Genomic DNA, 12275 nt, shown 5'->3' on the forward strand with positions numbered 1-12275 from the left:
GCCGTGCGGAAACCGAGCACGTCGCGCAGCACCAGCACCGCGCGCTGCCGCGGCGGCAGACGCTGGAGTCCTGCCACGAAGGCCAGGGCCAGCGACTCCTGTTGCGGGTCAGGAGGTTGATGACGTTTCGCTGATCAGCGGATCTCGTTGTCGGGGTGCTCGCTGTCGTAGGTCTCACGGGCGCGGGCGATGTGGGCCCGGTGTTCGAGTGACCAGTCGGCAAGTGCCTTGACGAGGTGTGTCAGGCTCGCACCCGTCGCGGTGAGCCGGTAGTCGACCTGGGCCGGCACGGTCGGATACACGGTCCGAAGGACCAGGCCGTCTCGCTCCAGTCGGCGCACCGTAAGGGTCAGCATGCGCTGGGAGATCCCATCGATGGCACGCTGAAGCTGTCGGAAACGCCGCGGGCCGTTGGCGAGCTCGACGATGACGAGGACCGACCACTTGTCACCGACCCGGTCGAGGACGTCGCGGATCCCGCAGTCGGGGTGGTCCTGCTGTCCGCAGGGTTCGAGTTCAGCGGGTTCAGCGGTTACCTCGGTGTGCGTCACTGACACGAAACTGCCTCCTTGTGGGTCGACCTGGGCCGGTTGAAGATCTCACCGTAGTTACTGAAGAGAACCACGGTAGGAGACACAACCACAATGATCATGGTGACCGGCGCGAATGGGCGGCTCGCCTCTCTCACGCTCCAGGAGCTGGCTGAACGCCACGTGCCCGCCCTGGGCGGCACTCGATCGCCCGCAGAAGGGCAGCGGCGACTCGACTTCGACGATCCCACGAGCCTCGACCTCACCGGCGTTTCTACGCTGGTCCTCGTCTCGGCGGGGTACGCCGAGGACGACCAGGTCATCACCCGGCACCAGGCAGCTGTAGACGCTGCAGTGCGCAATGGCGTGAGCCACGTGGTGTACACCAGCCTGGCCAGCGCCGGTGACCACCTTGGCTTCGCCCTCGCCCATCGGGCCACCGAGCAGCTGATCAAGTCCAGTGGACTTGGGTGGACGGTCCTGCGCAACGGGCTCTACGCCGAACTCTTCGGGGCCCTCTTGACCTGGACCGCTGACGGTGTGGAATCGGCGTTCGGCGACGGAGTGCTCGCCGCTGTGGCGCGGGCGGACCTGGCCGCGGCCGCGGCCATCGTGGCCAGCAATCCGACCGCGCACGCCGGCAAGACCTATGACCTGGTCGGCGAACCGATCACCGCCGTCGGTATCGCCGAATCCCTCGGAGTCGCGCACCGGACCATTGGGCTCGGGGAGTACCGGGCCCAACTCCTCGCTGACGACACGCTATTGCCGTTCCAGCCGTCGATGCTCGCCTCGATCGCGACCAGCGTCCGTCACGGGTTCCTCAGCACCACCCGCCCCGACCTCGCCCAACTACTCGGCCGACCGCTCACCGACCCGGTCACCGTCGCCACGGACACCGCGGCCGCGATGCGCCCCGACGCCAGCTGACACGGATGGTTCACCGCAATGAGCCACTGTCCATCGAAGGTCGCCGTCGCCTGATCGAACGCTGCCGCACCCGGCCGATCGAGCACGTCGCCGCCGAGATGGGTATCTCCCGGGCATGCGCCTCAAAGTGGGTTAACCGCTATCGCCAACACGGGGACCTCGGATTGTTCGACCGATCCTCGACTCCGTCCCGCCAGCCGACCGCAATCAACGCAGACGTCGTCGCGCAGATCGAGGACATGCGACGCAGGAACACGTGGTCAGCCTCCCGAATCACCTTTGAGCTTCAAGGAGACGGCTGGCAGATCAGCCGCCGTACCGTCTCGCGGTACCTGCACACCCTCGGGCTGAACCATCGCCGGTTCCTCGACCCGAACGGAGAATCCAACCGCGAGCCACGGCGGATCACAGCCCGCCGCCCCGGACACATGGTCCACATCGACGTGAAGAAGGTCGGGCGGATCCCCGACGGCGGCGGTTGGCGAGCCCATGGCCGAGGGAGCGCTCAAGCCAAGGCTGCCGAGCGTCGGAAGCGGAAGGGCCGGCGTGCCGGATACGCCTACCTGCACTCGGCCGTCGATGGGTACAGCCGACTCGCCTACACCGAATCGCTGAGCGATGAGAAGGCCAGCACCGCCATTGCGTTCATGCACAGAGCGCGAGCCTGGTTCGCGGCGCACGGCATCACTCGCATCGAGCGGATCGTCACCGACAACGGCTCCTGCTACCGAGCCGACGCCTTCGCTCGGGCTCTCCTCGGGTCACGGCACCAACGGATCGCTCCATACACGCCCCGCCACAACGGCAAGGTAGAGCGACATAACCGGATCCTTGCCGAGGAGTTCCTCTACGCCAGGACCTGGCAATCCGAAGACCAACGAAGCCAGGCGCTCGACGTGTGGAGCATCCACTACAACTACCACCGGCCCCACAGCGGCGCGGGAGGGCAACCGCCAGCTGCCCGACTACGTGACGGCGTCACCAACGTCATGGCCTCGTACAGCTAACCGCCGAGCGGCGGCAGTTTCGTGAGCGGATCCGGTACCAGGCCGGTGAGCGGTTCGTACGCGGTGAGAGGACCGCGGTGATCGCGAAGGATCTGCGGGTGAGTGAGCGGTCGGTGGAACGCTGGCGTCATGCCTGGCAGGAGGGCGGGATGGACGCCCTCGCCTCCACGGGGCCGGCGAAACTTCCCAAGGTGCCCGAGGGCCAGTTCGCCGAGCTGGAGAAGGAGTTGGCCCTCGGGCCGGCCGAGCACGGCTGGGAGGACCAGCGATGGACCCTGGCACGGGTCAGAGCGCTGATCGCCTGGAAGTTCGGCATCGACTGCTCCTCGGCGGCCGTGTGGCGGCTGCTGCACCGGCACGGCTGGTCCTGGCAGTCTCCGGCCCGCCACGCTGGAACGCGACGAGCAGGCAGTGGGTTTGTGGAAGAAAGACGTGTGGCCGCCGGCGGAATGACCGCGGCGGCGCTGGGGGCCTATATCGTCTTCGAGGACGAGGCCGGATTCTCGATGACCCCGCCGCGCGCCCGCACCTGGGGCCGACGCGGGCAGACACCCGCGGTGCGGGTGCGGGGCCGCTCCTGGCGCCGCTGGTCGATCGCCGCCATGTGCTGCTACCGGCCAGGAGAATCCTCCCGGCTGATCTACCGGCCGCGCCGCCACCGCAAGCACCGGGGCAAAGGACGCGACGCCTTCGCCTGCAGCGACTACCGCGACCTGGTCGTGCGCGCGCACCGTGATCCTTCGCTTGCGGCCCTGCCCGCCCAGATCCTCCAAGCCTTCAAGCCCCGAGCGGTTGAAGCAGTGCGGCCAGCGACGCACCGTCTCCTGACTGCACCTCACCTCGCCGGCGATCTGCGGGACCAGCCGGCCGTCCCAGCTCAACTCGACCATCCGGCACCGCTCCACGAGAACCTTCGGCGCCTTCCTGGCAGCCGCCAGACGGTGAACCACCGCTTGCTCGCCCTCGTCACGTCCCGGCCGTGCCCTCAGCACCATGCCCCAGCACCTGCCCCCGAGCACCCGCGACCACCCCGCTACCAGCAGCTATACCCGCCGAAAGCGGAATCGAGCACTAGGTTCCCGTGCATCGGGCCGTCGAGTGGGACGAGGAGCAGATGCGGGTAGGGCGGGAAGAGACGTGGGCGCGCGTGGAAAGAAGGTGAGGGAGCAGGACGCGTGGCTGGTGTTCGAGGACGAGTCGGGCCATGCGTTGCGGCCGCCCAAGGCCCGTACGTGGTCCCGCATCGGAGTGTCGCCGCAGGGGAAGGGGTCGGGGAGGGGCTCGGTGGCCGGCATGGTCTCCGCGGACCTGTTCTCCACCGTTTCGATGTCTCATGAAACGCCCGCATACCAACCTCGCGAAGGCCCGGATGTCCAACCTTCGGACCTGCGGCGGCTCGTCAGGCCCTGGTCCGTGAGGCATCCAAGTAGGCTTCGAGGGCCGCCTTGATCACTTCATAGGGCGAAGAGTCGGTTCGGCGTGCGTGAGAGTGAAGCCATTCCTCCGGGTCCGCTGGCAAGTACTTGGCACGGTTATCAAGGTTCTCCAGCTTCGTCACCCACCGGCAATTATCGGGGGTGTAACCCAGGTTGGTGTCAATCCGATCGATCTCCTTTCCGTCCATGTATCCGTTCGCTAGCGCCCAGTCTCGAAAGGTGACAAAGTCCTGCCATTCATCGCAGACAGTGACACCTTTAAGTGAATAGCGGTGCGCATTTCGATGGGTGGTGTTTTTGCAGCGATACTTCATCGATGCCCAGATTCCGTAGAGGCGAGTCTTGTGATCACCATGGGTTGTACTGCGAGCCCTTGCCGTCTCGCGAGCAAGGCATCCGCAGCTGCGGGTATTTCCGGATCTGAGGCTTGAAAGCCTGATTTCCCTGCGTGTTCGGTTTTCGCATGAGCATTCAACGAGGACCCACGGGATCCACTCGCCTTTGCTGTTCTGGCGCCTGTCGAGGAACTCGGTGATCGTCAGCCGCTCGTAGACGTCCCCGACGGCCGCCGGTGGACGCTTCGCCGACCCCTTGCGCTCACTGGTCATGGTCGCCTCCTGCCCACTGGCTCGCTTCGCGGTGGGCTTCCAGGGCTCGACGGATCACCGTGTAGGTGTCGATGCCGTCACGGACTGCACGAACTTCGAGCGCCTCATGCAGCGGGGCAGGGAGAAATCTGCTTCGGTTCATGAGATTCTCAAGGTCGGTGACCCACCGGCAGTTCTCTGGGGTGTAACCGAGGTCGTTGTTGATTCGGTCGAGTTGCAGGCCCTCTTGGTATCCACTCTCCTCTGCCCACTGGGCGAAGGTGAGGAAGTTGTGCCAGGCTGCATCGACCGTGACTGGTATGTCGCGGCCGCCATATCCGGGATATTTTTCTGACTTAGGGTTGTTGCATCGCTCCCGCATGTTGGTCCAGACGCCGTGAAGGCGACTGCGCGATTTCCCGTGAAAGCGATATCTGTCATAGACCTGAACCTGGCCATTCCATACTCTCTCGACATGGATTCGGGATTCCGGGTCGCCGTCGACGCTCGCGTAACAGTAGCCGCAAGCCGATGTCTCCAACTCCTTTAATCTGTCCTCCCGGATGTCCATGTTCCTCTTACAGGCCGTGCAACGCATCGGAACGAAGTACCGATTGCGCTTTGGTGATTGCCCACTGCGACCCGTCGTGATTTTCGCGAATGACGGGCCGGTCACCTCGCGGACGCCGACCCTGGCGCCGACCGCCAGGTCCTGCCGCTTCCTCGCAGGCAACGCAACTCCCCCTACTGATCGTGGACTTGACCGCTCAATGGTGCTGGTCTCGCCATCTTGCCGTGGGGTTCTGACAATGGCCGGAAGGACGGCCCCCTCGGGATCACTCGGAGCGTGGCGGACCGATGGTGACGACGGCCCCGGTCTGCGTGTCCAGCTACTGGCGGAGGGCTGCGTTGTCGTGGTGGAGGGCGACGATGACCGTGGTGGAGGCCCCGGGAACCGCCCGAGGTAGGCGAGGTGACGGAACCACGACGACAGCGGCTCGACCAGCCGCATGTCCGACCCCAGCACAATCAGCATCCCGTCCGGGACCACCTGTCGGTGCAGCAAGGCCACCGCCGTACTACCGGAGAGCCCCTCCCCCTACCGCTCGACCAGCGGCCGTCGAACGAAGAACAGGGCCAACGTCCCTCCCCTGGAACACCAATCCAGATCAGAGAAGAGCAGGACAGGCAGAGGGAGTTGATCAACCACTCGTTGCAGTGAGACAGATCAGGGGTACCGGACCGGCTGTGCCTGCAGGGCAGCCTGTACGTCCTGCACCAGGACATCGTCTGGCAACTCCTGCCGCTGGAGCTGGGGTTCGAGCTCCGGACAGACGGGGTGGCGGCGCCTGGACCGCTGGCAGAAGGCCGGCGTCTTCGACCGGCTGCACCGCATCCTGCTCGCCGAGCTGCACGCGGCCGGCGAACTCGACTGGACCCGCGCGTGCGTGGACGGCTCCCATGTGTGCGCGAAAAAGGGGGTGGAGCAACCGGTCCGTCGCCGGTCGACCGGCGGAAGACTGGCAGCAAACGCCATTTGATCTGCGAAGGGCGCGGCACCCCGCTCCACGTCATCACGACCGCCGCCCACGTCAACGACATCACCCAGACCCTCCACCTGGTCGACGGCATCCCGCCCGTCGCCGGACGGCCCGGCCAACCACGACGACGGCCCGAGTCCGTCCTGGGCGACAAGGCGTACGACTCCCGGGCCGTGCACCGTGAACTGCGTCGCCGTCGGATCCTGCCGGTGATCTCCCGCAAAGGCGCCCCGAACATCAAGGGCCTGGGCAAACTCCGCTACGTCGTCGAGCAGACCTTCGCCCTGCTCCACCAGTTCAAACGCCTGGCCGTGCGCTGGGAACGCCGCCTCGAACTTCACGACGCCTTTGTCTCATTGGGCTGCAGCCTCATCTGCCGGCGACGACTCAAGAAGGCCGGATCGTGATCACGTTACGAGCTCGTAGGATGACCGCAGTGTTCCCGGGTGATCCATAGTGTCTCCAAGCGACCGGACGGCGGCGGTCTTTCGGGTGCGCCGGAGGGAAACGACAGACACACGACTGCCATGGCGGTGATTCTTTGCCCTCGCGCATAGCCCTCGTCGGTGCCGGCCGAATGGGGACACCTCTGTGTGGACGCTTCGTTTCGGCGGGCCACACGGTGACCGTTTCCGATCTGCGTCCCGAACCCGAAGAAGCGGTGCGCTCATTGGGCGCGGACTGGGCGCCCTCCGTCACGAGGGCCGCAGCCGGGGCGGATGTACTGGTCACCGTGGTTCCTGGACCCGATGAGGCTGCGGCAGCTCTTCCGGATGCAGTGTTCGCCGCCCTGGCCCCTGGAGCGGTGTGGATCGACATGACGAGCAACGCCCCCGCAGCCGCGCGGGAGCTGCGGGAACGAGCCGGGGCCCACGGCGTCGATGTCCTCGAAGCACCCATGGGCGGCAGTCCGGACGACGCCGAACATGGGCGCCTGCAGTTGTTCGTGGGCAGTTCCGCTGAAGTCCTCGACCGGTGCAGGCCGCTGGTGGAAGCGGTGGCGACACCGGACCGGATCCGCCACATGGGCGGCCCGGGAACCGGCTACACGACGAAACTCCTCATCAACCTCCTCTGGTTCGGGCAGGCCACGGCAACCGCCGAGGCCCTGCTGCTCGGACGCCGAGCGGGCATCGACCTCGCTGCCCTGCGCGACACGCTCGCCGACAGCGCGGCGAGCAGCGACTTCATCCGCCGGGACCTGCCGGCTCTGTTCGCCGGGGACTACCTTCGCTCCTACGGCCTCGACCGCATCCACGACCAGCTCAAGGTCATCACCGGTGAGGCCCAAGACCTCGGCACCCCACACGAGATGGCCGACACAGTGCTGCGCATCCACCGGCTGGCCCTGGAGCATTTCGGACCTGTGGATGGCGAACTTCTTGCCGTAACCCTGCTGGAGGAGGCCGCCGGTACCCTGCTGCGCCCCTGACGGGTCCGGTACCGCCTGTGGACCCACGCGCACGAGGTCAACAAGGCGCTGCTCGACTTCCTCGCCAGACAGGAGCGACCGCGGGGACCCGAGAGTGTGGGACGTTCGGGTCATCTGGCCTTGTTGCGCTGATAGTGGCGGGCGACGCGCACCCGGTTGCCGCAGCGGGTGGCGGAGCACCAGCGGCGGCGCGGATGGGCGGCCAGGAAGAGCATCACGCAGTCGTCCGCCTCGCATTCCCGGATCCTGGTGACGGCCGGATCTACCAGCAGTTCGGCGGCGGTCTCCGCGAGGAAGGCGGCCAGCCGCAGGCCCGGTGACCCGTGGCGGCTGCGGGTGGAGGCCACCGCCGACCCGTTCCATACCAGCTCGTTGATCGCCGGCGCGGCGCGCTGCGCCTGGTTGAGCGCGTCCAGGTCGGCGGCCAGGGGCTCGTCGCCTCGGCGGACGTGGTCGAGGGCGCGGGCGGTGTGCTCCCGTACGGCGCGCACGGAGGCCAGGTCCGCGGCGGTGACTGCATGTGGCACCTGGTCCGGCAGGCGGTCGGCCTGAAGGGCCCACCAGGCCCGTAGGTCGTCGGGGGTCGCGAGCAGGTCGCCTGCGGTCGGACGGGTGTTGACCAGGTCCAGCGCCAGCGGTTCTCCGGTCAGCGGCACAAGATCACTCATGCAGCTAATGGTACATCGATCGATTGACACGTTAGCCAGCTCGGCGTTATACCTAATGCATATATAAGCCTAGAAGGGATTAGCATGTTCGCCGCAGTTGCCCGCACCGTCCACCGCCACATCGATGTCGACAGCGTCCGCGTCTTCTACCGGGAGTCCATCCCGGACCGGGCCGACGCGCCGGTACTGCTGCTCCTGCACGGCTTCCCGTCCGGCTCCCACCAGTTCCGCGGCCTCATCGACGCGCTCGGCTCGCGCTACCGGCTGATCGCCCCGGACTACCCAGGCTTCGGCCACACCCAGGCCCCGGACGACTTCACCTACTCCTTCGACCGGCTCACCGACATCACCGAAGGCTTCGTCCGGCGACTCGGCCTCGACCGGTTCGTGATGTACGTGTTCGACTTCGGCGCGCCCATCGGCTTCCGTATCGCCGAACGCCACCCGGAATGGATCGCGGGGCTGGTCGTGCAGAACGGCAACGCCTACGAGGAAGGGCTTTCCGACGCGGCCCGCGACCTGATCGGCCTGACCCCCGACACCCCCGGCGCCCAGGACGCCATCCAGGGCATGCTCACCCTCGACGGCACCCGCAGCCAGTACGAGACCGGCGTCCCCGACCCCGACCTCGTCGCCCCGGACGGCTACACCCTCGACCAGCACTTCCTTGACCTGCCCGGCCGCAAGGAGGCCCAGCAGGCACTGATCTTCGACTACCACACCAACGTCGAGCACTACGACCACTGGCACGCATGGCTGCGCCGGCACACCCTGCCCACCCTCATCACCTGGGGAAGCAACGACCCCTTCTTCCCCGAGCCCGGGGCCCGCGCCTACCTCCGCGACGTGCCCGGCGCCGAACTCCACCTCTTCGACACCGGCCACTTCGCCCTGGAAACTCATCTGCCGCAGATCGCCCCGCTGATCAACGACTTTCTCGACCGCGCCTGGAAGTGATCAGGCCCGCGCAAAGGAGGATGGATGGATATCAGGAACGTCGAGCATGAGGGCGAGCAGGCGATCCAGCGGCAGGCCCGCGAGGGCGGGCCCGGATGGGGCTCTGCGATGTTCGGCCCGGAGATCCCCCAAGCGTTCGTCCCCTTCATCCGGGACCAGCGCATGCTCGTCATCGCGGGGGCCGACGACGAGGGTGCGATCTGGTCGACCATCGTCGACGGGCCGACCGGTTTCGCCGAAGCGGTGGACGAACGGACCGTCGTCATCGACGCGTTGCCCGCGCCCGGTGATCCGCTCCGCGACGCCTTCCGCACCGAACGCGACATCGGCGTGCTCGCCCTCCAGCCGCAGACACAACGTCGGATCCGGCTGAACGGAGTCGGCAGGCGCGACGGGAACCGCCTCGTCATGCGGACCGAGCAGGTGCTGGGCAACTGCCCGAAGTACCTGCAGACACGCACCGTCAAAGAGACCGTACCCGGCGGCGCCGGACCGGCTGTGACCGGCAAAGAGCTCAGTGAAGACCAGCAGCGGTGGATCGAGGGCACCGACACATTCTTCATCGCCAGCCTCTCACCCGAACACGGCGCCGACTCCTCGCACCGTGGCGGCATGCCGGGATTCGCCACGGTCGCCGACCCGCGCACAATCGTCTGGCCGGACTACACCGGTAACCAGTTCTATATGACGCTCGGCAACATGCACCTCAACCCGGCGACCGGTCTGCTCTTCCTGGACTGGGACAACGGTCACACGTTGCAGCTGACCGGACAGAGCCGGATCCACTGGGACCCCGCCCGCGCTCAGAAGCACCCCGGAGCCCTGCGAGTGGTCGAGTTCGACATCGCCAAGGTGGTGCAGATCGACCACGCCAGCTCCCTGAGGTGGGAGTTTCACGCCTACTCGCGAGTCAATCCGCCTGCGCGCGCCGACGACCGGCCACCGAACCAACCGTGGTCCGCCCGCCGCGCGGGCCGTGACATCGCTCCTTGACTTGCTCCCCCGCCTAATAAGCAGTGATCCGTACGTGACGCACAGCGTCCCTGTCGTTCGTCTGATCCATTCAGCCGACGATAGGAGGGCTGTCGGACAGGCACAGGGTGCGAGAAGCGGTGCAATCGCTTCGGCTTCGCTCTCTGCTGGCCGCGCCGCGACGTGCCTACGAAGGGGGTAATGGATGTCGCGCTCAGATAAGGCAGGCGGGCGCGCGGATAGAGCGTGACGTTGGTAGAGGCGTGTGCATGGGCCAGAGACCTATGCAGTGTCACGTTGAATGCGCCGCGCACTGCGTGTGCTCCCAAAAGCAATCTCGCTGTCGCATTGGGCCCGGTTCGGGATGGGCAAGACCCGGGATAGGAGATGTTGCTCGTTCAAGCAACCTTTCCTAGATCTAACTCCTGAGCGGACACCGATACAGCCCTACAGATGCCAGTGCACCGCTCCGCACCGACCCCAGCGATTCCAGATGCCGAGGGGCATGGGCAAAGAACGACAGCTGCGAACACCTAAGCGGGAGGTCATGGGCGTGTTGGAACTGCCAACGTTCTTCATGCCGTTCCGGGACGAGGGGGTGAACCCAGCCGCCGATGAGGCAGAGGCGGCAATGTGGGCATGGCTGGAGTCGAGCGCGTTGGTGCCCACACCGGCAGCTCGGCGCCGGGTTGAGAGGACCCGCCCAGCTTTGATGTATGCGCGGTGGTGCCCGCAGGCGGCACCGGAGGTACTGGCCCTGCTCACCCAGTACCTGGCGTGGGCCTTCATCGTCGACGACCAATTCGACATTCAGGCCCCCGACCCACGGCGCTGCCTGGACACCATCTCCGCGTTGGATGCCGTGTTCGACCACACTGGCCGCTTGGCCGATCAACCTCCTGGCCGGCTTGCCACAGCCTTCGCCGACCTCTGGCAGAGGCTGTCGCCCGGTCGTTCCACTGGGTGGCGCCAGGCATTCCGTTCCGAGGTCCGGGCCTGGTGGTGGACCTATTACCGCGAGGCCGTCGGAACAATCAGCGGGCATCTTCCGCCACTGGAGGAGTATCGGGTACATCGCCGAGACGGGGTGGCGCTATACATGTTCATGGACATCAGCGAGATCGCCTCCGGATGCGATCTAGCACCCGGCGTTCGGCACCTGCCCGCTCTGCGCAATCTGCGCGATGCCGCCGAGGAACACATGGGGCTCTACAACGACATTCATTCCCTTCCCAGTGACGAAGCCGCCAGCTACCCCTACAACGTGGTGCTGCTTCTCGAACGCCACCACCAGTTCACCCGTCCGCAGGCTCTACAGACGGTAAACGACATGCTCACCACCTGCATCCACCGCATGCTCGCAGCCGAACAACAACTACCGGCCGAACTCGCCGCATCCCAGGTCACCGGGCAAGCCCACAGTGATGCACTGCGCACCGCCACCGACTACACCCGTTACGTCCGGGCCAACTTCGACTATCACTACCAAGCTCCCCGTTACACAAGTCCGCCCGAGCAAGCCCTTGAAAACACAGGCGAGATTCTCCTCCCCCACCAGTGACCGTAGGCAATAAGCGAACGGGTACGAGGCTGGCAGGACCTATCCGAGCGCCGTCGATCTCGGCCTTCGGTCCGCAGGCGGTGATGTGGCGCATGTCCTCTTCGTTGTGATCCATTCCGAAGACGCTAAAGCCGCTGTCGACAGCACTGGGCGAGCAGCAGCAACGGCCGTGCTCGTACTCAGAGTCGTACCGGCAGGTACCAAGCAGGTCCGTCGGGTACCCCCAGCCAGACGCGGTGGGTGCCGTCGGCCTCCACGGTCATGCCGAAGTCGGATTGTGGGGGTGCGTGAGACTGGGCACATAGCTGGACCCACGGTGAACGCACCACAGTTCATCAGGGCCGGCACGACGGTCGGACGCTGAGCAGCTCGGTCCGCAGCACGGGCGTGCCGTCGACAGGCGTCGGGTCCTGCGCAGTTGGCTCGATACCGCCAGCAGCGATCTTGTCGAGCGTCTCCAGGCCGGCGGCACCGACCGTGCCGAACACCGTGTAGTCCGGCCGCAGCGCGGAGTCGCCGTAGACGACGAAGAACTGCGAACCGTTCGTGTCCGGACCGGCGTTGGCCATCGCCAGCAAGCCGCGCCCGTAAAGGCGACGGACGCCGGTCGGATCGCTCGGTGCCGGCGGCAGGTCCACCGGCAGCTCGTCCTTG

Annotated in this window: 12 protein-coding genes and 2 pseudogenes; 8 read left to right on the plus strand and 6 right to left on the minus strand. The window is 66.3% G+C overall.

Annotated features, from left to right (window positions below; all coding sequences use genetic code 11):
* Positions 1–134: 134 nt before the first annotated feature.
* A complete protein-coding gene (locus IH68_RS0148455; protein ID WP_030950149.1) occupies positions 135–557 on the minus strand; it encodes a winged helix-turn-helix transcriptional regulator in 423 nt (140 codons plus the stop codon).
* Between the two features lie 87 nt (positions 558–644).
* Here IH68_RS0148455 and IH68_RS0148460 point away from each other — a divergent pair, with 87 nt between their 5' ends.
* From IH68_RS0148460 to IH68_RS58935, 3 genes and pseudogenes are all read left to right on the plus strand, one after another.
* Positions 645–1460: an NAD(P)H-binding protein gene (locus IH68_RS0148460; RefSeq protein ID WP_030950150.1), complete on the plus strand. Its 816-nt coding sequence runs from the start codon at positions 645–647 to the stop codon at positions 1458–1460.
* Positions 1461–1465: 5 nt separating this feature from the next.
* The gene (locus IH68_RS0148465; RefSeq protein WP_030950152.1) at positions 1466–2467 is read left to right on the plus strand and encodes an IS481 family transposase; all 1002 of its coding nucleotides are present in this window, start codon (positions 1466–1468) and stop codon (positions 2465–2467) included.
* Positions 2468–2496: 29 nt separating this feature from the next.
* Positions 2497–3063, plus strand: a pseudogene (locus IH68_RS58935) (winged helix-turn-helix domain-containing protein); the annotation flags it as partial.
* Between the two features lie 213 nt (positions 3064–3276).
* On the opposite strand, the pseudogene IH68_RS59620 reads toward IH68_RS58935, so the two are convergent.
* The 3 genes and pseudogenes from IH68_RS59620 to IH68_RS56920 form a co-directional block, all read right to left on the minus strand.
* Positions 3277–3462 (minus strand): annotated as a pseudogene (locus IH68_RS59620) (helix-turn-helix domain-containing protein); the annotation flags it as partial.
* A 404-nt stretch (positions 3463–3866) separates the two neighbouring features.
* Complete coding sequence (locus IH68_RS56915) at positions 3867–4511, minus strand: hypothetical protein (protein ID WP_159403895.1); 645 nt, start codon at positions 4509–4511, stop codon at positions 3867–3869.
* Positions 4501–5061, minus strand: coding sequence for a hypothetical protein (locus IH68_RS56920; RefSeq protein WP_159403896.1), 561 nt, complete (start codon positions 5059–5061; stop codon positions 4501–4503). The genes IH68_RS56915 and IH68_RS56920 overlap by 11 nt, the downstream gene beginning before the upstream one ends.
* A gap of 894 nt (positions 5062–5955) precedes the next feature.
* On the opposite strand from IH68_RS56920, the gene IH68_RS54780 reads away from it, so the two are divergent.
* Both IH68_RS54780 and IH68_RS0148495 read left to right on the plus strand, forming a co-directional pair.
* On the plus strand, positions 5956–6438 hold the full coding sequence (locus IH68_RS54780; protein ID WP_159403897.1) for an IS5 family transposase: 483 nt from the start codon (positions 5956–5958) through the stop codon (positions 6436–6438).
* A 134-nt stretch (positions 6439–6572) separates the two neighbouring features.
* On the plus strand, positions 6573–7463 hold the full coding sequence (locus IH68_RS0148495; protein ID WP_267883801.1) for an NAD(P)-dependent oxidoreductase: 891 nt from the start codon (positions 6573–6575) through the stop codon (positions 7461–7463).
* A 110-nt stretch (positions 7464–7573) separates the two neighbouring features.
* Here IH68_RS0148495 and IH68_RS0148500 read toward each other — a convergent pair whose 3' ends face one another.
* Positions 7574–8131, minus strand: a complete 558-nt coding sequence (locus IH68_RS0148500) for a CGNR zinc finger domain-containing protein (protein ID WP_030950165.1) — start codon at positions 8129–8131, stop codon at positions 7574–7576.
* Between the two features lie 84 nt (positions 8132–8215).
* Here IH68_RS0148500 and IH68_RS0148505 point away from each other — a divergent pair, with 84 nt between their 5' ends.
* The 3 genes from IH68_RS0148505 (at position 8216) to IH68_RS0148515 (ending at position 11621) form a co-directional block, all read left to right on the plus strand.
* On the plus strand, positions 8216–9088 hold the full coding sequence (locus IH68_RS0148505) for an alpha/beta fold hydrolase (RefSeq protein ID WP_030950166.1): 873 nt from the start codon (positions 8216–8218) through the stop codon (positions 9086–9088).
* 24 nt (positions 9089–9112) lie between these two features.
* Positions 9113–10081, plus strand: coding sequence for a pyridoxamine 5'-phosphate oxidase family protein (locus IH68_RS0148510; RefSeq protein ID WP_051834156.1), 969 nt, complete (start codon positions 9113–9115; stop codon positions 10079–10081).
* 526 nt (positions 10082–10607) lie between these two features.
* Positions 10608–11621 (plus strand): terpene synthase family protein, encoded by a 1014-nt coding sequence (locus IH68_RS0148515; protein WP_030950168.1) that lies wholly within the window; start codon positions 10608–10610, stop codon positions 11619–11621.
* 335 nt (positions 11622–11956) lie between these two features.
* Here IH68_RS0148515 and IH68_RS0148520 read toward each other — a convergent pair.
* Positions 11957–12275: peptidylprolyl isomerase (locus IH68_RS0148520; RefSeq protein ID WP_030950169.1), on the minus strand; the 319-nt coding region annotated here is incomplete at its 5' end.

The sequence above is a fragment of the Streptomyces sp. NRRL S-646 genome (assembly GCF_000720765.1).
Taxonomy (GTDB): Bacteria; Actinomycetota; Actinomycetes; order Streptomycetales; family Streptomycetaceae; genus Streptomyces.

What these genes read in the sequence shown, in the direction of transcription:
- IH68_RS56915 (WP_159403895.1), bottom strand. Translation starts at nt 4,511, where the DNA reads ATGACCAGTGAGCGCAAGGGGTCGGCGAAGCGTCCACCGGCGGCCGTC.
- IH68_RS56920 (WP_159403896.1), bottom strand. Translation starts at nt 5,061, where the DNA reads ATGGACATCCGGGAGGACAGATTAAAGGAGTTGGAGACATCGGCTTGC.
- IH68_RS0148505 (WP_030950166.1), top strand. Translation starts at nt 8,216, where the DNA reads ATGTTCGCCGCAGTTGCCCGCACCGTCCACCGCCACATCGATGTCGAC.
- IH68_RS0148510 (WP_051834156.1), top strand. Translation starts at nt 9,113, where the DNA reads ATGGATATCAGGAACGTCGAGCATGAGGGCGAGCAGGCGATCCAGCGG.
- IH68_RS0148515 (WP_030950168.1), top strand. Translation starts at nt 10,608, where the DNA reads ATGGGCGTGTTGGAACTGCCAACGTTCTTCATGCCGTTCCGGGACGAG.
- IH68_RS0148500 (WP_030950165.1), bottom strand. Translation starts at nt 8,131, where the DNA reads ATGAGTGATCTTGTGCCGCTGACCGGAGAACCGCTGGCGCTGGACCTG.
- IH68_RS0148460 (WP_030950150.1), top strand. Translation starts at nt 645, where the DNA reads ATGATCATGGTGACCGGCGCGAATGGGCGGCTCGCCTCTCTCACGCTC.
- IH68_RS0148465 (WP_030950152.1), top strand. Translation starts at nt 1,466, where the DNA reads ATGGTTCACCGCAATGAGCCACTGTCCATCGAAGGTCGCCGTCGCCTG.